Source organism: Providencia alcalifaciens DSM 30120 (assembly GCF_000173415.1).
GTDB classification, from domain to species: domain Bacteria; phylum Pseudomonadota; class Gammaproteobacteria; order Enterobacterales; family Enterobacteriaceae; genus Providencia; species Providencia alcalifaciens.
The window spans coordinates 28,301-51,100 of the sequence record NZ_ABXW01000053.1 but is presented as its reverse complement, the minus strand read 5'-3'; the positions used below and the strand labels follow the sequence as shown (position 1 = coordinate 51,100).

Sequence of the window (22,800 nt, the reverse complement as noted above, 5' to 3'; positions counted from 1 at the left end):
TTTTTATGCCATAAAAAAGCCAAGTTTTTTAAATATTACAGGCGTATACTGATTATTAGCATTCTTATAATTGCAATTTAAATAATATCAGTGGGGCTGTAATATGACTCTGAGCAAGACAGAAGAACATGAACCGTTTGGTACTTTACTTGGCTATGCCCCTGGTGGTGTTGCGATTTATTCATCAGATTACAGCTCTATTCCTGATCTCGAAAAGCAAGAAGATATCTCTTTTCGCAGCTATATCAATAATGAGTACATGGGCTATAAATGGCAATGTGTTGAGTTTGCCCGCCGCTTTCTTTACCTCAACTATGGCGTCGTATTCACTGATGTCGGGATGGCGTATGAAATTTTCGCATTACGCTTTTTACGCCATGTGGTAGACGATGGTATTTTGCCATTGCGCGCCTATCAAAATGGCAGTCGCATGAAACCTTCCGCGGGGAATTTGTTGATTTGGGATGAAGGTGGAGAATTTCAAAATACTGGGCATGTCGCTGTTATTACACAGGTTTTTGACAACAAAGTGAGGGTTGTGGAGCAAAATGTTTTACACCATAAACTACCTGTGGGGCAACAATGGACTCGCGAACTTCCGTTAACGTGTGATGACGGAATCTATACGTTATCTGACACATTCACAGATACCACAATCCTCGGTTGGATGGTACAGACGGATAATGACCTGTATGCCTATGAAGAGCCTGAGATTGATCCCCAATTAATGAAGTTGCATGCTGCTAGAGTAGATAGCCAAATTAATTTCAATCAGAATTGGTTAGATGAATCTAACCCTATCGAATTAGCGTATGTTAAGGCGAATCACGGTCATAAGATTAGTGCCGATCCGCACGAGTATTTCACGATTTCAAGTACCGCTGAAAACCAATTGATGCAAGCGACAAACGAAGTTCACTTGATGTATTTACATGCGACTGAAAAAGTTTTGAAAGATGATAATCTTTTGAAATTATTTAATATTCCTGAAATCCTTTGGCCTCGTTTACGTTTGTCATGGCAAAATAGAAGGCATGACATGGTAACGGGGCGACTTGATTTTTGTATGGATCAGCGAGGACTGAAAGTGTATGAGTATAATGCGGACTCAGCATCTTGCCATACAGAAACTGGATTAATCATTGATAAATGGTCAAAAATCAGTGGGATAAGCACAGGGTGGAATCCCGGTGAGCGCTTGCAAGAATTGCTCACAGATACTTGGAAGCATACAACAGCAAAACCCTTTATTCATATCATGCAGGATAAAGACAATGAAGAGGACTATCACGCACTGTTTATGGCTCAATCGATCATTGCTGCAGGATTTGAATGCAAGATTATTCATGGTTTAGACGAATTAGTCTGGAATGAAACGGGTCAAGTTGTGGATGGTGATGGGCGAATACTTCAATGTGTATGGAAAACATGGGCATGGGAAACTGCGTTGGAACAATTACGCCAAGAAAGTGAGAACGATATTGAATTTTCGGGTTTGCCTATCCGAACAGGACACCCTCACCATAATGATGTTCGATTGATTGATGTGTTGTTGCGCCCAGAAATTTGTGTTTTCGAACCGTTATGGACCGTGATCCCTGGTAATAAAGCTATTTTGCCTATTTTATGGTCACTGTTTCCGCATCACCCATATTTATTGGATACCGACTTTGAAATTAACGATGAGTTACGTCAAACCGGTTATGCCGTGAAACCGATAGCGGGGCGTTGTGGTAACAATATTGGCTTGGTGGATCATCAAGATGAAGTTCTTGATGAAACGTGTGGTCAATTTGCCTATCAAGAGAACGTTTATCAACAACTGTGGTGTTTGCCTAAAGTTGCTGACCGTTATATTCAAGTGTGTACCTTCACCGTTGGCGGGCATTATGGTGGCGCATGTTTGCGTTCAGATCCTTCTTTGGTGATTAAGAAAGACAGCGATATTGAGCCTCTTTGGGTGCTTGAAAACGACGAGTATTTAAAGCAAGGTAAGTAAAAAAATGGCGCTATCTTTGATATTGAAGATAGCGCCACTTTCGACAGACGACTAATTAGAATTGGTACACTAAACCAAGACCTAATACGTTATCAGTGTTGATATCGTGATCACGTGTAAAATCATTTTTATTGAGTAAGTTAATTTTGTAATCAATCACGGCCGACATGTTGTTATTGAAATCATAAGCGGCACCAACAGCCAAATATTTAACTAAATATTTGCTACCGTAATCACCCAAATCTTTCCCTTTAGATTGGTTATAGCCAATAGAAGGGGTTAGACCAAAATCTAAAGTATAAGTCGCTACAACTTCTAAGTTTTCTGATTTATTCGCAACAGCCTCTGCATCATCATGACCATAACGGGTTGTATTCAGCGCTTGACCATACATTGCGGCGAGGTAGAAATCTTCCCATTCAAATTTACCACCGACATTCCAAACTTCCGCTCGTTTACCGGTTGCGCCAACTGAGCCATCACGTTGTCCAGGAGTACGCGTTGAATTGGCATAGCCACCACCCAACGTGACGCCGTAACCTAATTCATAAGCGGTTGAAAAGCCGTAACCATCACCGTTGTTTTGTAATGCATCATCGCCTGAAGATTTGTTTTGATCGCCATTTTTTCCTTGGTATTGCAGGGCAAAACTTAATCCATCAACATAACCGAACATATTATTATTACGGTAAGTGAGTAGATTACGGTTACGACCTGTCATGAAGTTATCTTCTTGATCCATGGTGTCTGCGCCCCATAAAGGCAGAACATCAGTCCAAGCGTTAGTATCGTAAATCACACCATAGTTACGACCATAATCCAGTGAACCAAAATCAGCAAACTTTAACCCTGCATAGGCTAAGCGATTTTGGTTTTCATTGTCACTCTCAGATTTATTGGTTGGTGTTTCCCACTCATAGCGACCATAGCCAGTGAGTTGATCGTTGATTTGAGTGTCACCACGGAACCCTAAACGAACGCGTGAATCATCACCATCCTCACCACTTTTCGAGTCTGCAATATAGTGACGTACGTCAATTTGTCCGTAAACATCAAATTTATTGCCATCTTTGTTATACACTTCGGCGGCATTCGCTGAACCGGTGACTGCTATAATTGTGATAAGTGTTGCTAATTTATTGTATTTCATATGAAAATCCTTTAAAAATCGTATAAATCAGTTGATTTTATGCATAGATAAGAAATAAATCGCACATATTATCAATGTAAGTTACTAATTCAGGCAATAAAAAATTAAATGAGAATTATTCAATAAGTCGATTCAACTGAACTAAATGTGATTACTCGCAAATTATATCACTAAGTCATTGTTTGAACGGTAATAACAGAATACTGAGGAGTTCAGGGTTATGGCCTCATTGTGGTGAGCCATAACCCTTTAAGAATGAAACTGGAGCTAATTTAAAAATAAATCTGTTTGTAGTTTTTGTGCAATGGGGCAACATAATTGAAGATATTGCCGTTTAAACCCACGCTGAAATAGCCAAAACCACTCTCCGCTATTGTCGAGTATTAGACCTGCATCTCGATAGCCGGCTTGATAAAGTACGGGATGGTATTTTGCTAATCCGCCATTTATTGGCACTTGAAGATAGATAAGCCGACCATGAGGCAACTCACTGAGTTCATTGACAATTTCTTTTGTTACTTGATGAATAATGACGTTTATGCGCGCATTAACATCAGTTATTTCTATCGGGAACGCGTGTGGTGTTGACTCGATGGAAGACGGTGATTTGTTACCGAATGGAACACTCAGTAATGAAAGTGTATTGGGTTGTCCGTTGATCTTACCTAATGTTGGCACGGGTCTAGGTTGTAAAGCCTGAACACCGACAACAACGCTCTCAAAATGACTCGATTCAAATGGTGAACTGACATAGTCCCGTAAAAGAGCTGTCGTATGGAAACCTAGATTTATTGCCAACTGCTGTGAACGAGAATGGCTACATACCATTTTAATAGTGAGTGTTGTTAATTGCTGTTTATGTGCTTCATCATATAGGTACTTGCCAAGTTTGAATGCTATACCACGATGCTGGGCCATGGGATGGACAACAATCATCGCCAACTCTGCACAAGTGGCATGGCTATTCTCCCGCCTTAAGGCTGCGTGTCCGATAATCTTATTGTTTATTACTGCGACAGCACTGTACCAGTCGTGTTGTGTATTACGCCAAGTGATCATTGCTGGAACATAAAGATCAGAATAAACATAGCGTTCAGCGTATACCTCACGAAAGAGAGCGCTGATTTCATTGGCATCTGTGACTTGAAAGCGTCTGATAATCATCTTCTACTCTTCTTCGTCACATATGTACGGCGATCGATGATGCGCTGTAATTTACCCGTTCGAGTGCTACAGATGAGCTCATCGGGTTTGCACCATTCAATAATCCAATGTAATGATTCAGATTTATGCCCCTCTCTTTGGATGATATTAAACAGCATATCGGAATGCGTTTTATTGCCGGAAAAAGCAATACGTAATGTTAATTGGTTACTGTGTTCATCGTGCGTCAATATTATTTGCCATTGTTGTCTACCGAGTTTTTCGGTAATAAGCATGTCAATATCGTCAGGGTAAATCGTCGAGATACCAACTCGGATGCGATGACCAAAACTACTTCGACCATGCAAAATAAACTTACGAGCCGGTTTTCCCATAGGTTCCGACCAAGCAGCAATATCACCAACAGGGTAGCGAATCAGCGGCATAAGTTTGCGCGTTAAGTTTGTGACAACCAGCATGCCTGTCCGATTTTCATCCTTAATAGGTTCACCTGTCATTTCATCAATAATTTCGACAATAGTTTCGGGTTCAAAAACTCGGTGCTCACCAACATGACACTGTGGGTCACTCTGGCCTATCAAACCTGAATCAACACCGGCACACCCGATAGAGGCAATACGGGCATGAGGAAAAATACGTTTAAGTAATAATAATTGTTCTGCAAATAAGCTTTCGCCGCCAAAGAGAATAAGCGAAATTTCAAATAGTTGTTTATGTTGCTCCTCGGCTTTTGCTGCTAACCGTAATAACGTGGCGGGCACACCAGCGAGGACATTAATTTTATATTGGCTTATTTGATCAAATAAGCTTTGAGGCTCTATTGACCCAGTAAATGGATACACACATATGGGAATATCCACATGGGAAAGCGCCTGATGAATGAATAAGAAGCTAGAGTATAGGTCTCCAGCAAAGAATAGATTTCCAACGCGATCGCCCGATTGTAATTGGGCTGATAGGCTACGGCTAAAGCTGTTCACGAAGGTATGCCATTCGCTATGAGTATAGAGGGATAATTTACAGGCGCCACTGGTGCCTCCTGCTGTTTTAAAGGCAAAACCATCGGTAAAAGGGGCAGTTAATACTGACCAACGGGTCAACTCATGACTTTCAGCCCAATAATTTGCAGGTTCTATCAGAGGTAAATCACATAGCTGCCAGCCATGTTTGGGAACTTGCTGATAATGTCGAGCATAATAAAGAGAATGCTGGCGAGCAAATTCGACAAGTTGTTCAAGAGATAATGTGGACGTGTCATTCATACATGTTTTCATTGTAGTTATACTCATCTATTCCAACAGTTATATTTGGGAATGCTTAACGTTTATCTATGACTAATTTTTTGCCCCATCGTGCCTGAAGATGTTAGCTCCAGTGCGTCATGATCCGTATGACTGAGTAAAAAGTTATATTTGAAATAGTTAGCAAATATTGGGGATAAATCACCCCATGAGCTGAGCTGTGGAGACTCAGGATCAATATGATGATGAATTAACCACAGCGCATATTTGGGTGTGTTTTTGACATGAAAAGCAGTGAGTTCTCGCATCGCGTTGTTGAACAATAATTCACTTGCCGCTGTACAATGATAAGGGTGCTGTAGTTTACATAACTCATCTACAGCAGGGACTGATATCATGAGATATTTCCTTTAAAAATGGTTACATCCGAGGAATACTCAGAAAGTATCCAGTTTAGGATGTATTTCATTATTTTTTATATTTCAATTGATTAATGATATTAGTGCGTGAGATATGTCAACATTACAATAGCTGCCTAATACCATTAGAGGATGATAAACGGATGGAAAAAAAACAAAATTATTAAGATTGTTAGACAGTAACAGCAAAATAAGCGAGTTATGCAGGAGGGTGCTACGGTTAAAAGGAAGATATTGTTGGTGAGCTATCATTGTAATGGCGGTCAAAAATAGAATATGACTGCCATTAATTAATGATGGTTAACTGAACGATTTTTCATTCAGGCTGTTTCGTAATAATCCCATCGCTATAATAATGCCAACTCCTATAGCTAATCCCATGATATTAACGAAGTCCCATCCCATAAAATAAAAAGCAAATCCTGCAATTAGACTACCAAAAGCGCCAAAACCAAAAATCAGGAAATCTGTTGCACCCTGAACTTTGGCTCTTTCATGCTCATGGTAAGTTTTTGGTAATAAATGCGTAGTACTGATTAAAATAAAGTTCCAGGCTAATCCTACCAACGTCATTGTGAATAAAAAATGTGCGTAACTAGAGCCAGTGAAACCAATAATATTGGCAATGACTAAACACATTGCTCCCAACCAAACGAAGGTTTTTACACCAAAACAACTAATAAGCTGCCCTGTAAAAAATGAAGGGGCAAACATGCCTAATATATGACACTGAAATACAAAGGTGATAGCCGCGAAATCAAATCCTTGAGCTTTCATTGCCAATGGAAATGTTCCGACCATATATACGACTAAGGCATAACCCACAGCACTGACTACAGCAATTAACCGTAATAGTGGTTGAGAATATAGCTGCCGATATGAGCGATGTACCAAGGTATACTCTGTTTTTATTTGAACTTGGTGCGGTTTTAACGGTAAAAATAGTAACAGAATAAATGCAAGAATATAGATAATGGACAGGGCACCAAAAGTGCCCATAAATGGGTAATTGGCGATTATTGTTCGAGTTGAAACGGCAAGTGATGGACCAATTAATACAGCGACAATTCCACCACTCATGGTTAAGCCAATGGCTTTTGAACGTAATAAAATAGGCGTTTCTTCTAATGCGGCAAATCGGTATTGCTGAGCTGTACCGATAGCAATACCGGTAAAAAATGTGCCAATAGAGAAAAGCAGTAAACTTTGCGTATAAACACCAATAATGGCAAATAATGCGCCAGCTAATCCCCCCATATTTCCAAGAATAAATCCTGACCGCCGACCAAATCGCATCATAAAGTGTGCCATGGGAACGGAGGTAAGAATTAGTCCAATATATTGTGCGAGAAGCGGGACTGTCGCGTAGGCAGGGTCGGCAGAAAGTTGTGAACCGACTAAAACGGCGACAGATAATACCAGTGCATTTCCTGTCGTAAATAGCGCCAAAGCGGCAGCAAGCCAAAAAACAGAACGAGGCATAATCATTCCTTACTGTTTATTAAAACAAGTCAAAGTAGAGGGTAAAAATGAATATGCCGGATGATACAACTTCAAGTTAACTTTAAGTCAAGGGGTGTTTTTAGTCAGCTTTGCGATATTGTGTTTTAAGCTTACGGATAAAATTTTCTGGAATTTAGGGCACTGTAAGTGATTCTCTGCTGTACACTGCTCAACGTGTATTAATCCTTGTTTGAGTTTTTGTAACTCTTGAATTTTCTGATCAATTTCATCTATTTTTGACCGAAGAAGAGGGCGTTCAATGCCTTTTTCTGCAAGCTTACCGAGTATTCCAACGATTTCATCTAATGAAAACTGTGCTTGTTTTGCCAGAATAATCAATGAAAGGTGAGTAAGAACGTCAGGGCTATACATTCGGGTAAGCCCTTTACGACCGATAGGATTAATTAGGCCTTTACTTTCATAGAAGCGGATCGTAGCGGCAGTGAGACCTGTAAGGTCAGAGACTTGGCTGATAGAGAGTGTTTTCATAATATTTTATTTATGTAAAAGATGAGTTCTGGATCATTTTCATCAAGATTATTAATTTGTCCACTAGGAATAAAGCCAGATTTTAATAGCAACTGTTGCATCAATAGGTTCGATTGATTTGTGGATGTGAATAATTTAGGATGTTGGCAATGGTTCTTTAAGGCGTTTAATAACATATTGCCAATACCTTGGTGGCGAAATTGTTTACCAACCATGATCATTTCAATAAACCCACAGCCAAAAAAGTGGTAATTCAATACACCATATCCTAAAACCTCCCCGTTTTCCTCGGCAAGATAACAGTGCTTATTTTCAATCCAATTTTGAATTTGCTGAACACGCGTAAGATCTGTTACCACGCAGGTATCAAGACTAGTTAATACGGCAACATCAGATAAACAAGCGGAGCGAATAATCATAAATATCTTTTTCTCTCAATGAATAAAGGTTGTCCATTAACGGTAGGCTACTTATTTTAAAGTACAAGAATGGATAGGATAGGGCATCAATATTTGGTCGAGGTATTAATTTTCAAATTGAAGTCGATGAAATTGAATCCATTTTGGCATCATTAAAAGAAGCAAATATATCACTATTTTCTGAGCCACAAGAGGTTTGGTACCAAGCGGATGATATTGAGCATGGGCAAATTCAATTTTTAGTACAAGATCCTGACGGTTATTTATTACGTTTAGTTAAAATTATAGGTGAGCGTGACGTTAGACATAATTAAGCTGTCAGCACATTGGGATCTCTACGGCTATTTGCGGTGATTTTCCCATGGATCAGTGGAAGGCAATTGAGCTTCTTCAATAGAATCATCTTCTAGCATATCAAGATAGAGAGCTTCAACTTCAGTCCGTGCCCACGGCGTTCTACGAAGGAACTTTAAACTGGATTTAATACTCGGGTCTTTGTTGAAACAATTAATTTTGATAATACGACCTAGTTGTGACCATCCATAGTGGTTTACCAATGCGGTTACTTGCATTTCAAGTGTAATTCCATGCAAGGGATCTTTAGAAAGGCGCTCATTCATTTTTATTACCTTAACGGATGCTTCATATTTTTAAAGTTTGCGAAGATTACAAGAAATAAAAGATAGAGGCAATCGATACAAGATTGGTCATGAAATAAAAGTCAGCTTATACAAAGTTGACTATCAGGTGTTTGGACTTTTAGATCATGGGAGATAAAAGAAAGGGGTGCACCATAATATGTTCTCAGGCATCGATATTTAAGTCCATTTATTCTATTTAACATAATATGCATTATGCGAATCTATGTATGAAATAAAGAAATCCAGTGTTCTGGCTGGTTAATCGTGTTGGTTCTTTTTCAGCTATAAACTCAGCTCGACCTTATAAATCTTTTGTTTTGAAGTGATTCCTAAAATCTACTGATGGCATCTGTTAGTTCTCATGCTTCAGATATTCCCTCAAAAGTTATTAACCGACGTTTGATGCCAAACAAAAATATGGCAGTGTATTACTTCTATAATGACAGGCTTATTTACTCATATAGATGTGGTCACATGGTTAACAAACTAAATCTTAACTGGCCTGAATTTTTAGAAAAATACTGGCAGAAAAAACCCGTTGTATTGAAAAATGCATTTCCTGATTTTGTCGACCCGATCACTCCGGATGAACTCGCTGGTTTGGCGATGGAACCGGAAGTTGACAGCCGCCTAGTCAGCTTTATTGACAATAAATGGGAAGCGAGTCACGGTCCGTTTGAGGACTACAGCGAACTAGGCGAAAAAGGATGGTCACTGCTAGTGCAAGCTGTTAACCATTGGCATATGCCGGCCGCTGAACTGGTCAAACCGTTTCGGGTACTACCTGAGTGGCGTCTAGATGATTTGATGATTTCATATTCGGTGCCTGGCGGTGGTGTTGGACCGCACATTGATAATTATGATGTATTCATCATCCAAGGAATGGGACGTCGCCGTTGGCGCGTGGGTGACGCCCTTCCCATGCGTCAGTTCTGCGCACATCCGGCATTATTGCATGTCGAGCCATTTGAACCGATTATTGACGTGGAAATGGTACCGGGAGATATTCTGTACATCCCGCCTGGATTTCCTCACGATGGTTTCACCTTTGAAGATACCATGAACTATTCTGTCGGCTTTCGCGGTCCGACCGGACGCGATCTGCTGAGCAGTTTTGCAGACTATGCGCTAGAACAGGATCTGGGTGGGATAAATTATGGCGACCCTGACCTGAAAGTGACAAAAAATGCGGGAACCATGGAGATTCATGAGGTGGAACGCCTACGAGCTATGATGATTGAAATGATCAGCAAGCCTGGTGATTTTGAACAATGGTTAGGTCGTTTTGCAACCACCCCACGCCATGAACTGGATATTGCGCCTGTTGAACCGGTGTATCAGCCGGAAGAAGTACTGAGCGCTCTGAATGCCGGTGAAAAACTGATACGACTGAGCGGGCTACGTGTTATGAGAATCGGAGATCATTTCTTCGTTAATTCAGAAGGTTGGAATACCACAGAAATACAGGCTGCCGACGCATTGTGCCAGTTTACAGAAGCCGGAATAAATGAACTCGGTGAAGCACTGGAGAACCCAATTTTTGTTGCGGAGTTAACAGAATTTATCAATCAGGGATATTGGTATTTCGACGAATAAGTGGTATCAGACTGACAAGATAGAACACCTGTTTGCGGGTGTTCTATCTCAAGTCACTCGGTTACCAAAAGTTGCTGCTACATCTTTCGTATAATTGAACCGAATGACATTTTAATATGCTGATAACCCTACTATCTCCCCCCTTTTTTAAGTAACCCATTGAAGTTAAAAATCATTTCAAAAGGTCCGTTACGAATAACGGTTAGGATAATCACTGTACTTTAGGCTTATTCTGTTATCTCTGTGGATCAAAATCCAATATGATTTATAAAATATATTTATTTAAGTCATGGGGTATTCGCATGTTTGTCATACATAAATTCACTAAAGGGATTTTATTCGTTTCGGCATTAGCGTCATGGCAAGCATTTGCTGAATCTACGCCTGTCCTTCATCCTCTTAAATTAAATCAAGCTACTGTCTTTTTACGTGGTGCAGAGTTAACAAATAGTGCAACCGTAAATTTGCCACAAGGTGAAAGTCAGATCATTTTTACGCATGTTGCGGACCATATTGATCCAAAAAGCCTCTCAATTAGCTTAGATAATGATGATGTTTTAATTCGTTCTATTGATGTGCAAACCGTGGCGGTAAATCCGGTTTATTCGGGAGAAGCGGCAAACTTAAAAGCACAAATAGAGGCAATAACAACACAAATAGCGGAACTCAATATCAAGATAAAAGTAGGCGATGATCAACTTGCCTTACTAAAAGACCAACGTTTTTTTGGGGAAACGACGACACAGTCCCTCGAGCAATCCGCCTCTAAGCTGGAATTTATCCGTAAACAGATGTCCACTATCTTGGGGGAAAACCTAGCATATCAACAACAGATTGAAGCATTGACAGAAAAACAAGGACTCTTACAAACTCAATTTGAGGAGAATATTCCCAGTAATATTGGCGAGCAAACTCAAATTGTGCTGAATATCGAAACGCCCAAGAACCTGACCAGCAACATGCAAGTGTCGTACGTGACTCCTGATGCTGGCTGGTCACCGAGTTACGATATTCGTGCAAAAAGTATTGATAAACCAATCAATATTACTTACAAAGCTGACGTTATCCAAAATACGGGACTGGATTGGAATAAGGTAAAACTCACCCTTTCCTCTGCCAACCCAACTCGTAATATCACCCCGCCATTTTTAACGCCGTGGCTATTGTCTATCTATGATGAATACAATCAAGGCTATACGAATAACAAAATGTCAGCCTCTATGGATATGGCGATGCCCGCAGCCCCCGTTGCTGAAGTTTCCGCAGTAAAAAAACGTAGCCCTGGTATGGCAAACTACGTCTCGACAAATACCAATGGCGTCAATCTTAGCTATGACATTGCATTGCCATTCAGCCTAGCCTCTACGCCTAAAGCAAAATCCATTACCATCAAACAAGCGAATGTGGATGCAAAGTATCGTTATACGTCCACACCTAAAATTGCTGAAGAGGTCTATTTGCAGGGGCAGATTGATGATTGGGATAGGCTGAATTTACTTAATGGTCCCGCCAATATCTATTTTATGAATAGCTATGTGGGGAATTTTTATGTCAATTCCAATCAATTAACCGAGACATTGGATATTCCATTTGGCGTGGATGATAATATTCAAATTTCTCGAGTTAACAATGCCAGTGTACGTAGCAAGCCCTCATTTATGGGGTCTAGCGTTGAACAAAAAGAAAGTTTCTTAATTAAAGTACGTAACACACGGAATAATGACATTAAATTGTCTGTTTATGACCAATTGCCTATCAGCCGCGATACGGATATTAAGGTACTTAATCCTGAATTCACAGGCGGAAAATTGGATGAGAAAGAAAACAAAATTGAGTGGGATTTAACGCTTAAACCTCAAGAAGCTGTTGAATTACCATTAAGTTACACACTGAAGTACCCTAAAAATAAGCAAATTAATGGGCTGTAGTTAACGGAATAAGCAAGGTGTATATAGCACTTTGCTTATTCAACTCAATATTATGCCGCTTAACGTAAGTGTAAAAATGGTGCTCCCTTCCTTGGTGTTCATTTTCTATCGCTTATGCAAACGTTGATTTGATAAATTTTTCCATTTCATAAGCAAGAATAAATTGTACTTCTTGTGAGGGATGTACTTTGTCATTAAAAATATATTTATGATTAATTACCATTTTTTATTTTTAAATAGTTTGATATACCATTTCTTATAGAAGCTTTCTTTGGTGTTGTAATCAGAAATTTGATTAGCTTCATTTATGATGACTTTCATCTTTTCACCAATATCAAAGTAATGAATGCGAATATCGCTGTCTTTATTGCGAGAATTTAGTTTTTCAATCATCAATTTCGTTCTAGCATTATGAGTATCTGTTAGTACTGCTAATTCAGTTTGTCGTTGGTGAGAACGCCGTGCTGCTGCGGGGGTTGATGACATATCGGGAGTACCAACAACCACAATATTTTTAGCCCCTTTCCTTATTAAAGTTTTAAGGTTTGCCAGTTGATCTATCTCGACTTTTCCTGTGTCATATTTATGTAGCGTCATATAATCGTTAGCGCCAGCAAAGACAATGACTAAATCATCACTATTAATCTCAGTCTCAGAAATTTGTTTCTTTAGGCAAGACATGACTGATGATTTGAATCCATCTTTTAGCTTGTAACTTCCTATAACAGCTCCTCCCATTGCTTTATTTACACAGCGAGAAAATAGACCATTTGGACGGGCTAAACTATCAACCCAGGTAAACCCATTAGTAAAACGTCCTTTATAGTGTTGATTTGTAGAGGGAAATATTTTATGGGTCTTTTCATACATATTGCCAGTATCAGATAAGCTATCACCAAAAACGGTTAAACCATGAATCCCATCTAATTTTAGGTGGGTGTTATGGATATTATTGATATGATTATTAATCTGATCCTTATCAATATGATACTTATATAAACCATATTCAACACCAATATATGATTTAGGATTCACGCCATTTCTAGGGCTAATAAAATATTGTGAAGCATTAATTTCAGCCATAACCAACTCCTTGAAGTATAATAAATTTGCAGATAATCCTATATTCATAGAGCTACTACTTCTTTAAAAAAAAGATGGTATTCTAGTATGCGTAAGGTTCTTGGAAGAGCCTAAGCTATAAAGTTAGAATGACTCAAAATAAACAACGATAACGACCTGAGGTACCTAATGATTATTCTCGTAACTGGCGCAACATCAGGGTTTGGTGAAGCCATCGCCCGTAAATTTATTCAACATAATTTCACAGTGATTGGCACTGGACGTAGAACCGAAAGATTGAATGCTTTACATCAAGAATTGGGAGATAAGTTTTACCCATTAACATTAGATGTTCAAGATAGAAAAGCCATTCAATACGCCATTGCAAACCTTCCTACTCATCTCAAAAATATCGACCTTTTGGTTAACAATGCAGGGCTTGCATTGGGTCTGGAACCTGCATTTAATGCTAATCCTGATGACTGGGAAACCATGATCAATACGAACACCAAAGGTTTGGTCAATATGACTTATGAAGTTTTGCAAGGTATGGTAGAAAAAAACCACGGACATATTATTAATATTGGTTCGACCGCAGCATCTTGGCCCTATAAAGGCGGTAATGTATACGGTGCAACTAAGGCATTTGTGAAGCAATTCTCATTAGGATTACGTGCAGATTTAGTGGGTAAAAAAATTCGAGTGACAGATATTGAGCCTGGATTAGTGGGCGGGACTGAGTTCTCAAATGTTCGTTTTAAAGGTGATGACGAGAAAGTCACAAATACCTATAAAGGCGCCGATGCCCTTACCGCTGATGATATCGCCGAGACAGTTTATTGGGTTGCGACGCTGCCTGCTCATATGAATGTAAACACATTGGAATTAATGCCCGTGTGCCAAACATTTGCAGGTTTAACCGTACATAAACAATAATAAAATTTCGTACTATTCTATAAAGACGGCATTATTATTTTTTAGCTATACTCTGGTTATATATTGAGTATTGAAACAAAAGGAAATTACATGAGCACGTCACAAAAATTTATCAAAAATGGTCTGGCTGCAATTTGCTTCTGCCTTCCTTTGATGTGGGTTAATGCGGCGCAAGCAGCAAATACATCATGCGCTGCGGGTAGCACTTGTGTTTCTGTTGGTAATGGTAGTAATGACCCGTTGAATAAAGAACAGGCGCGCCAAGATAAAGAACAGTGGGATGAAACTAAAATGCTACGTTCTAAAGTGAACCGCCGTACTGAAAAAGAGTTTGATAAAATTGATGCTGCATTCGATGCAAAAGATAAATGCGAGAAAAGCTTGAATCTTAATGCCTATTGGGAACCCAATACTCAGCGTTGTCTAGATGTGAATTCAGGACGTCCGATTATCAATCCATAATAGAAAGTATATTCCAATCAGCATATTAAAGGGCGCTATCTGCGCCCTTTTAATTAGGAAGAATAAAGTTTAAAGAACCGGTACGGAGACAAATTCTTGCAGTTTTTCCCCATCCAAATAGTGCCCTAATTCTTTTTCTTCAGGGCGCAACAAATAAGGGATCTCTCCCAATAATGGTGCATTAATGTGCTGTTGCACGCGCTGAATTATTTGGGCGTAATGCGCTAGACCTGGGTTAATTCTATTTGCGAGCCAGCCAACAAGAGGTAATCCATCTGCACGGATGGCTTCTGCCGTTAATAACGCATGATTGACGCACCCGTGTTGAATACCAACCACTAAAATCACACCGACGGATTGTTTTTTTAACCAATCGGCATAAAAAGTATTATCATCAAGAAGATAGCGCCAACCTCCGTTCCCCTCGATGACAACCATATCACTGTGCTCATGGAGGTGATCTAGCCCTTTATTGATTTTAGTAAAATCGATACTGTTCTCATGGCTATAATTATCACCCAGTCTGACAGGATTAACTTCATCATATGAGACAAGATCTTGTGATACACGATGAATAAGAAGTGCATCCTTATTGCGCTTTCCTTCCGGTGTATCGATACATTGATCTGCAATAGGTTTATATCCTACGGCTTTAATACCTTGATTATTCAGTGCTTGTAATATTGCTAGCGTTGATACCGTCTTCCCGACATCTGTATCTGTCCCGGTAATAAATAGATTGTTCATGGTTGTTCTATCCTGAAGTGACAGACTGTGATCAGCAAAATGCTATAAAAATGATATGAATTCAGTTTATGGGAATGGGGAAATGATAAGTTTGCGTTAGCTCAATTTTGTGTAAGATAATGAGAAGTTTATCAAATTGTATTAGCCTTGCAGTAATTGCAACAACAATGAGCCGTTATACAACGCATTTTGGATTAGCGCAGTTTCACACTCTTTAATTGAACTGGCTGATTTTTCAAATATTAATTTTGAACTATAGCGTGGGTTACCGTATAACGTAACAAAGTGTTGTACCCGAGTGAACCAATAATGGTGTTCATCATTTAATGGCGAATTGATCAAAATTAATTCAGAACCGCATAAATTAATTATCATTGCTAATGGATAAGCAAGTCGTTGAGCCGCATTATCAAGTAATGACTTACATAATGGGTCATTCTCTACTGCGCCTTGGCTAATTATGTTAATACTAATATTTTCTTTATGTAATACTGACTCAGGATAATCTGCAAGTAATTCCTTTGCTTGCTGGATGATTGCTGGAATTGAAATCAGCGTTTCTAAGCAGCCTTTACCACCACAATAACAGGATTGAGTTTGTGATAGGTCAATTTGAGTATGGGCAAATAAGTTGGGCTGCCGAGTCATGACATCTAATGAATAACCATGATTCATCACTGCGATATTAACGACATCTTGAATTTGTAGATAAATAATATTTTTGGATGTTCGAGTCTCAGAGTATTTTAAATGATCAGCTAAGGCCAAAGCATTAACTGGCGGATAAAGATAGACAGGTAATCCTGTTTTCTCCGTCAATATTTCGCCAATGGCTAATTCATGAACGTCGCTATGCGCGAGTTTATAGATAACTCCTGAATAAGAATCTAGAATACCATCCAGTAAAATACTGATCGCAGTAACTCTTTCTAAATAAGCTTGATTTTCTTCGAAAAAAAGGCTGATGAGTTCCGATAACCGATCACTAAATTGTTGGTTACCTTTTACATTAAAGGGGTAGCATTGCTCCGCCAATGTTTTAGTATTAATTTCTTTTAACGAAATAATCGCCTGCTGATCTTCGATTCGAATGGCTAAAAATTGCCAGCCTTCACTTTCTATCACTAATCCAACAGCGGGACGACCTCTTAAGCCTAAAACGGGAAACTCACGTTCTTGAATTAAATGTGCATCCATCAATTCACGCGTGATTTTGGTGATGCTTGCAGGTGCTAGTTGAGATTGTTTTGATAGCGCAATACGGGAAATAGGACCATGTTGTGCAATAATTCGGTACACAAGCCCAGTATTCAATTGCTTGATTTGGTCAGTATTCCCCGTTTGGTTTGTCATCTTAACACTCAGAAATCGTTATAAATTATAATTGATTATGCCCTATATAAATGAAAATTAGGCTTCATTTACATAAAAAACGTGATATGAATCGCGTTAATCATTCAAGGCTATACACCAACAATGTTATGCAATAATAACTCTGTGAGTTTTTTCGCTGCCGCAGGTGCTGTTCTGCGCGTATTGTAAACTAGCCAAACTTCAAAAGTGGCTTGAATATTAGCCAGCTTGAGGTATCTAACTCCGTCAATTTTCATGCGAGTAAAGGATTCTGTGATAATTGAAATTCCCATTCCCGCAGAGACTAAGCCTAAGATAGTCATCGCTTCCCCAGCTTCTTGAGAAATAGTGGGAACTATCCCTTCAGATGCTAATAATTGGTTTATCTCATCATACAGCGCTGTACCGACTTCTCGCTCGAAAAAAACTAATGGATAAGCAGCAAGTTGCTTAATATCCACACCATTTTCTTCATAAGCCAATAATGGGTGCCCTTCATAGACGGCAAGCATAAAGGGCTCTCTGAACAATAATTGATAGTCCAATTGTTCAGGTAATATTGTATTGCGCATGATGCCAATGTCTATGCGCCCAGTCACTAATGGGGGGATTTGTTGCTTCGTATTCATCTGATGCATATGAATAGAAACATCAGGATAAGCTTCTCGATATTGACGCAAGCTCATGGTGACTTTATGCATAAATGGCGTTGTTGAGGTAAACCCAATGGAAAGCTCACCTAGCTCCCCCTTTTCCATTCGAGCCGCCTTTGTGGCTGCGGCATCCACTTGCCCTAAAATTTGGTATGCCTCTTTTAGAAACATCGCCCCTGCGGGGGTTAATGCTACATTACGGTTATTGCGTTCTAATAGTTTCGCATTAACCATTTCTTCAAGAGCTTGAATTTGCTGACTTAATGGAGGCTGAGACATGTGCAAACGTTCAGCCGCACGCCCAAAATGCAGCTCTTCGGCAACGGCAATAAAATAACGTAAATGGCGTAATTCAATGTTCATCAGATTGATATTTTAAATGTATCATTATGTATTATTAATATATTAGACAAAAAAATAGAAAGTTTCTATTCTTTGATCGAAATCAAGTCCGTTTAGTCGTCAAGGAATTTACATGGAACAGCAGTCAAAAAGCCTCTCACCGAGTTCATCTTTACAAGGAAAACCAAACGCAGCCTTGACGAGTTCCCCACCGAAAAAACACTATATTCAACGAGATGACGCCTTATATCTGCGCGTTACGCTGTCATTTTTTACTGTGGGTTTTGCGACCTTCGCCTTGCTCTATTTTGTCCAACCTATTTTGCCAATGTTGTCGGCTGATTTTAATGTTTCGCCGGCTACCGCGAGTTTGTCGTTATCATTAAGTACTGGATTAATGGCATTAGGATTATTGGTCACTGGACCTATTTCCGATGCGATTGGTCGTAAAAATGTTATGGTGATTTCCCTGACTTGCGCAGCGCTTTTTACTTTGATGAGTTCAATCATGGAAAGTTGGCAAGGAATTCTAATTGCTCGCGCTTTAGTGGGACTTTCCCTTAGTGGCGTTGCTGCGGTGGCGATGACCTATTTAAGTGAAGAAATTCATCCCAGTTATGTCGCACTTTCTATGGGGCTCTACATTAGTGGTAATTCTATTGGAGGAATGAGCGGACGCTTAATGACAGGCGTTATTGCTGACTATTATTCATGGCGAGTTGCTGTGGTTATTTTAGGCTCCTTGGCACTGTTAGCCGCTATTGGTTTTTGGCGATTATTGCCCCCTTCTCAGCATTTCCGAGCCAGCTCATTAAAACCTAAAAACCTTTGGGTTAACTTACACTTACATTTGCGTGATACCGGTTTACCGTGGTTATTCATTGAGGGGTTCATTTTAATGGGCGGTTTTGTAACGATGTATAACTACATTGGATACCGCTTACTTGAGTCGCCTTATAATTTTAGTCAATCTGTTGTGGGTTTCTTATCTATTATTTATTTAACAGGAACTTACAGCGCGACAAAGACAGGAAGTTTGACACAAAAATACGGCTTTGGACGAATTCTGATCGCCGCAATTGCGATGATGTTGATGGGCGTCATTCTGACCCTACATAGTAATATCTGGGTGATATTGCTGGGTATGACTGTACTGACAACGGGATTTTTTGCGGGACACTCTGTCGCCAGTAGTTGGGTTGGACGTCGAGCGAAACGAGCACGGGGTCAGGCTTCCTCACTCTATTTATTTAGTTATTACGCAGGTTCCAGTATTGCTGGCACATTAGGTGGGTTATTCTGGGCTTCCTATGGGTGGGATGGCGTAGCGTTATTTATCGCAAGTTTGTTGCTACTCGGCGTCGGTATTGCTTATAAGTTAAAAACAAAATGTTAATCGCTTCTAGGTTACCTAATTAACGTAATAAATTAACTCCTGCTAAAGGTTAGAATTCACATCCTCATCATAATTAATAGAAAATCTATAAATTAATCAATGATGAGGATATTGAATGAAAAAACTATTATTACTTCCCTTACTACTCTGCTATAGCTATTTTGCATTACCTCATGGCTACATCGAGTATCCTGCCAGTCGAGCCTATCTCTGTAAACTGCAAAGCAACCAAAATTGTGGCGCTGTTCAATACGAACCACAATCAGTTGAAGGTTTAAAGGGATTTCCGCTAAAAGGTCCTGCAGACGGTAAAATTGCGAGTGCGAATATTGCCTCTTTCTCTCCGCTTGATGCACAACAACCGTTTCGTTGGACTCGGATGTTAATAGAAACCTCGACTTTCGATTTTTTCTGGCGCCTAACTGCCATTCACCGAACAACTAAGTGGGAATATTTTATTACACGTAAAGATTGGGATCCCAGCAAGTCTTTAACCCGCGCCCAATTTGAGTTAACGCCATTTTGTAAGTTCGAGAAAGTCGAAATGCCACCTAGTTTAGTGATGCATACTTGTCATCTTCCAAAAGATTATCAAGGCTATCATGTTGTTTTAGGTGTTTGGACCATCGATGATACCGCTAATGCATTTTATCAAGTAATTGATTTGGAAATTGACTATAAATAATAATTGTCAGTAAACCAGACAATAGGGATAGTATGTAATACTCTATCGGCTATCCCTTAGATTCACTAGTAAGCTTGTTGAAAAACTCAAATGTTAATGTTAATTTAGTTATTCTAACTATTAGAATGTTGTAACTAAATATAAAGTTAAGGATGTTATGTCAAAACAGCAGTTAGTGAGTTCATTCAATCAGCTTGAGTCAAATATCAACCTTCTTTGCCAATTACTTCAAACTCAGCAAAATGTTAAAGCCGCTGTATTTAGCTTACCGGAAACATTAAAAGGTGATGAGAATAATGAAGTTAGCTCGATCTTAGTGGATAAACACACTGGTTCAGATGCGCTAACACGAGCAATAGACCTTTTTACATTGCTATTTATACATAAAAAATCAGAGTTAGTGAGCAATAAAGCCGCTATTCGATTACCTGGTGCTATCTGTCTTGCGCCCTCTCTGGCAGACTATAAACGCTTCCAGCATTTACTCTTCGAGATCAATCAACTAAAAATAGAAATAAAGCAGATTGTAACCCACATTGATGAAGCCCATCGGTTTGAATTTATTCGAGAAAGCTTGCATGGTTTGTTAACACTAAATACCTATCGTACCCTCACTTCTGTTGTTGATCCTGATACCATTCGATTCGGTTGGGCAAATAAGAAAGTCATCAACAAAGTGACTCAAGAAGAGATGCTCAATCGCTTACAGGCGAGCCTAGAAAGTGGGAGAACGCCCTCTCATTTACAACGTGAGCACTGGATATTGCAATTAAAAAATGAAATCCAATTAATTCGTTCTCTTCCCCATGATTGTGTATTGAAAACTCAACGCCCCGTTAAAGTTCAACCTATCGCGCGAGTTTGGGACAAAGAAACACAAAAGCAAACACAATATCCTTGTGCAACACCGCTGTTGATTTTCGCCATTGATAAAGAATTAAGCGATATCAAGCTTGGTGAGTTAGCGGATTATCATCAAGATAACATCGCCCTGCGTAATCGCCCAAAAGCAAAACCCGTCGAATTATTGATCCCGCGTTTAAACCTATATATTGAACGATAAAAAAGCCCCTGCACTATTTCTAATGCAGGGGCTTAACATTCATTATCCAAGAGATGGATAATTATGATTTCATGCTACCGACCATATCTTCAGGACGAACCCATTCATTAAATTGAGCTTCAGTTAAGTAGTTCAATTTCAGTGCAGATTCTTTCAGAGTCAGACCTTCTTTGTGCGCTTTCTTCGCAATTTCTGCTGCTTTATCATAGCCAATGTGGGTATTTAACGCTGTTACCAACATCAGAGATTCGTGCAGTAATTTTTCGATACGTTCACGGTTTGGTTCGATGCCTTCAGCGCAATGCTCGTTGAAGCTGCGCATACCATCTGCTAATAAACGGATAGATTGTAAGAAGTTGTCGATAACCATTGGACGGAATACGTTCAATTCAAAGTTACCTGATGCGCCACCAATATTCACAGCAACATCATTACCCATGACCTGGGCACACAGCATGGTTAATGCTTCACACTGTGTTGGGTTAACTTTACCTGGCATAATAGAGCTACCCGGTTCGTTTTCAGGAATCGAGATTTCGCCAATACCACAACGAGGACCTGATGCTAACCATCTAACATCGTTAGCGATCTTCATTAATGATGCCGCTAAACCTTTCAATGCACCGTGAGCATGCACTAAAGCATCACAAGTCGCTAATGCTTCAAATTTGTTTGGTGATGTGACAAAAGGCTGACCTGTTAATTCAGCAATTTTCTTCGCGACACGAACCGCATATTCAGGGTGAGTATTCAGACCTGTACCCACCGCAGTACCGCCTAATGCTAATTCACAAATATGTGGCACTGCGTTTTCAATATGTTTTTCGTTGTGGGCTAACATTGCCGCCCAACCTGAGATTTCCTGACCCAATGTTAATGGTGTCGCATCTTGTAGATGTGTACGACCAATTTTAACAATGTCTTTAAATTCTTTTGCTTTCGCATCGAGGGTTTTGTGCAGAACTTTTAATTCTGGCAGCAAATGTTCACGAATCGCAACAACGGCTGCAACGTGCATTGCTGTTGGGAAGACGTCGTTAGAGCTTTGGCTCTTGTTAACATCGTCATTTGGGTGGATTAGACGGTCGTTACCGCGCTGTCCACCGAGGATTTCGCTACCACGGTTAGCTAGCACCTCGTTCATGTTCATGTTACTTTGAGTACCAGAACCAGTTTGCCAGATAGCGAGAGGGAATTCTGTTGGATGCTTGCCAGCAAGGACTTCGTCTGCCGCAGCGATAATCGCATCACCGCGATCTTTTGGCAGTAAACCTAAATCCATATTCACGCTTGCAGCCGCTTTTTTAGTTACCGCTAATGCGTGGATCAGAGCAACAGGCATTTTCTCTACAGAGATACGGAAATGTTCTAAAGAACGCTGCGTTTGCGCGCCCCATAAGTGGTCAGCAGGTACTTCAATTGGTCCCATTGAGTCTTTTTCAATGCGAGTGGCTGCCATTACTAGCTCCTTAGGTACATATTCAGAATAATTAATTTTAGAATCATCTGCTTGCAGGTAAGCAAATAACCGAGCAGTATAATGCCACAAATT

The 22,800-nt window shown here is 39.7% G+C and carries 22 protein-coding genes; 9 read left to right on the top strand and 13 right to left on the bottom strand.

What is annotated here, in order from left to right; all coding sequences use genetic code 11:
• Positions 1-103 precede the first annotated feature (103 nt).
• The gene (gss, locus tag PROVALCAL_RS13280; RefSeq protein ID WP_006659806.1) at positions 104-1,999 is read left to right on the top strand and encodes a bifunctional glutathionylspermidine amidase/synthase; all 1,896 of its coding nucleotides are present in this window, start codon (positions 104-106) and stop codon (positions 1,997-1,999) included.
• A 55-nt stretch (positions 2,000-2,054) separates the two neighbouring features.
• On the opposite strand, the gene PROVALCAL_RS13275 is transcribed toward gss, so the two are convergent.
• The 7 genes from PROVALCAL_RS13275 to PROVALCAL_RS13245 form a co-directional block, all read right to left on the bottom strand.
• Complete coding sequence (locus PROVALCAL_RS13275; RefSeq protein ID WP_006659805.1) at positions 2,055-3,149, bottom strand: porin; 1,095 nt, start codon at positions 3,147-3,149, stop codon at positions 2,055-2,057.
• A 267-nt stretch (positions 3,150-3,416) separates the two neighbouring features.
• Positions 3,417-4,313, bottom strand: coding sequence for a GNAT family N-acetyltransferase (locus PROVALCAL_RS13270; protein ID WP_006659804.1), 897 nt, complete (start codon positions 4,311-4,313; stop codon positions 3,417-3,419).
• Entirely contained in the window at positions 4,310-5,575 is a 1,266-nt protein-coding gene (locus PROVALCAL_RS13265; protein ID WP_039862051.1) for a phenylacetate--CoA ligase family protein, read from the bottom strand. The genes PROVALCAL_RS13270 and PROVALCAL_RS13265 overlap by 4 nt, the downstream gene beginning before the upstream one ends.
• A gap of 62 nt (positions 5,576-5,637) precedes the next feature.
• On the bottom strand, positions 5,638-5,952 hold the full coding sequence (locus PROVALCAL_RS13260; RefSeq protein WP_006659802.1) for a hypothetical protein: 315 nt from the start codon (positions 5,950-5,952) through the stop codon (positions 5,638-5,640).
• 321 nt (positions 5,953-6,273) lie between these two features.
• Positions 6,274-7,455: an MFS transporter gene (locus PROVALCAL_RS13255; protein WP_039862050.1), complete on the bottom strand. Its 1,182-nt coding sequence runs from the start codon at positions 7,453-7,455 to the stop codon at positions 6,274-6,276.
• 87 nt (positions 7,456-7,542) lie between these two features.
• Positions 7,543-7,965: a MerR family transcriptional regulator gene (locus PROVALCAL_RS13250; protein ID WP_006659800.1), complete on the bottom strand. Its 423-nt coding sequence runs from the start codon at positions 7,963-7,965 to the stop codon at positions 7,543-7,545.
• Positions 7,962-8,384 carry a GNAT family N-acetyltransferase gene (locus PROVALCAL_RS13245; RefSeq protein ID WP_006659799.1) on the bottom strand — a complete coding sequence of 141 codons (423 nt, stop codon included), beginning with the start codon at positions 8,382-8,384 and terminating at the stop codon, positions 7,962-7,964. The genes PROVALCAL_RS13250 and PROVALCAL_RS13245 overlap by 4 nt, the downstream gene beginning before the upstream one ends.
• A gap of 143 nt (positions 8,385-8,527) precedes the next feature.
• Between PROVALCAL_RS13245 and PROVALCAL_RS13240 the strand changes: the two genes are divergently transcribed.
• Positions 8,528-8,698 (top strand): VOC family protein, encoded by a 171-nt coding sequence (locus tag PROVALCAL_RS13240; protein ID WP_006659798.1) that lies wholly within the window; start codon positions 8,528-8,530, stop codon positions 8,696-8,698.
• 27 nt (positions 8,699-8,725) lie between these two features.
• On the opposite strand, the gene PROVALCAL_RS13235 is transcribed toward PROVALCAL_RS13240, so the two are convergent.
• On the bottom strand, positions 8,726-9,004 hold the full coding sequence (locus PROVALCAL_RS13235) for a VF530 family protein (protein WP_006659797.1): 279 nt from the start codon (positions 9,002-9,004) through the stop codon (positions 8,726-8,728).
• A gap of 495 nt (positions 9,005-9,499) precedes the next feature.
• Here PROVALCAL_RS13235 and PROVALCAL_RS13230 point away from each other — a divergent pair, with 495 nt between their 5' ends.
• Entirely contained in the window at positions 9,500-10,621 is a 1,122-nt protein-coding gene (locus PROVALCAL_RS13230) for a ribosomal protein uL16 3-hydroxylase (protein ID WP_006659796.1), read from the top strand.
• 302 nt (positions 10,622-10,923) lie between these two features.
• The gene (locus tag PROVALCAL_RS13225; RefSeq protein WP_039862048.1) at positions 10,924-12,549 is read left to right on the top strand and encodes a mucoidy inhibitor MuiA family protein; all 1,626 of its coding nucleotides are present in this window, start codon (positions 10,924-10,926) and stop codon (positions 12,547-12,549) included.
• 216 nt (positions 12,550-12,765) lie between these two features.
• Here the strand turns inward: PROVALCAL_RS13225 and PROVALCAL_RS13220 are convergent, their stop codons facing one another.
• On the bottom strand, positions 12,766-13,632 hold the full coding sequence (locus PROVALCAL_RS13220) for an SGNH/GDSL hydrolase family protein (protein ID WP_165480222.1): 867 nt from the start codon (positions 13,630-13,632) through the stop codon (positions 12,766-12,768).
• 168 nt (positions 13,633-13,800) lie between these two features.
• On the opposite strand from PROVALCAL_RS13220, the gene ydfG reads away from it, so the two are divergent.
• Positions 13,801-14,547, top strand: coding sequence for a bifunctional NADP-dependent 3-hydroxy acid dehydrogenase/3-hydroxypropionate dehydrogenase YdfG (gene ydfG / locus PROVALCAL_RS13215; RefSeq protein WP_006659793.1), 747 nt, complete (start codon positions 13,801-13,803; stop codon positions 14,545-14,547).
• 90 nt (positions 14,548-14,637) lie between these two features.
• The gene (locus PROVALCAL_RS13210; RefSeq protein WP_006659792.1) at positions 14,638-15,009 is read left to right on the top strand and encodes a DUF1283 family protein; all 372 of its coding nucleotides are present in this window, start codon (positions 14,638-14,640) and stop codon (positions 15,007-15,009) included.
• Positions 15,010-15,078: 69 nt separating this feature from the next.
• Here the strand turns inward: PROVALCAL_RS13210 and bioD are convergent, their stop codons facing one another.
• The 3 genes from bioD to PROVALCAL_RS13195 all read right to left on the bottom strand — a co-directional run bounded on the left by bioD (position 15,079) and on the right by PROVALCAL_RS13195 (position 18,125).
• On the bottom strand, positions 15,079-15,756 hold the full coding sequence (gene bioD, locus PROVALCAL_RS13205; RefSeq protein ID WP_006659791.1) for a dethiobiotin synthase: 678 nt from the start codon (positions 15,754-15,756) through the stop codon (positions 15,079-15,081).
• Between the two features lie 141 nt (positions 15,757-15,897).
• Positions 15,898-17,109 carry an ROK family protein gene (locus PROVALCAL_RS13200; protein ID WP_006659790.1) on the bottom strand — a complete coding sequence of 404 codons (1,212 nt, stop codon included), beginning with the start codon at positions 17,107-17,109 and terminating at the stop codon, positions 15,898-15,900.
• 110 nt (positions 17,110-17,219) lie between these two features.
• Complete coding sequence (locus tag PROVALCAL_RS13195) at positions 17,220-18,125, bottom strand: LysR family transcriptional regulator (RefSeq protein WP_006659789.1); 906 nt, start codon at positions 18,123-18,125, stop codon at positions 17,220-17,222.
• Between the two features lie 112 nt (positions 18,126-18,237).
• Here PROVALCAL_RS13195 and PROVALCAL_RS13190 point away from each other — a divergent pair, with 112 nt between their 5' ends.
• The 3 genes from PROVALCAL_RS13190 to tus all read left to right on the top strand — a co-directional run bounded on the left by PROVALCAL_RS13190 (position 18,238) and on the right by tus (position 21,248).
• Positions 18,238-19,500: an MFS transporter gene (locus PROVALCAL_RS13190; RefSeq protein WP_039862046.1), complete on the top strand. Its 1,263-nt coding sequence runs from the start codon at positions 18,238-18,240 to the stop codon at positions 19,498-19,500.
• Between the two features lie 115 nt (positions 19,501-19,615).
• Entirely contained in the window at positions 19,616-20,185 is a 570-nt protein-coding gene (locus tag PROVALCAL_RS13185; RefSeq protein ID WP_006659786.1) for a lytic polysaccharide monooxygenase, read from the top strand.
• Between the two features lie 157 nt (positions 20,186-20,342).
• Positions 20,343-21,248 carry a DNA replication terminus site-binding protein gene (gene tus / locus PROVALCAL_RS13180; RefSeq protein WP_006659785.1) on the top strand — a complete coding sequence of 302 codons (906 nt, stop codon included), beginning with the start codon at positions 20,343-20,345 and terminating at the stop codon, positions 21,246-21,248.
• Positions 21,249-21,309: 61 nt separating this feature from the next.
• On the opposite strand, the gene fumC is transcribed toward tus, so the two are convergent.
• The gene (gene fumC, locus PROVALCAL_RS13175) at positions 21,310-22,707 is read right to left on the bottom strand and encodes a class II fumarate hydratase (RefSeq protein WP_006661708.1); all 1,398 of its coding nucleotides are present in this window, start codon (positions 22,705-22,707) and stop codon (positions 21,310-21,312) included.
• Positions 22,708-22,800 lie beyond the last annotated feature (93 nt).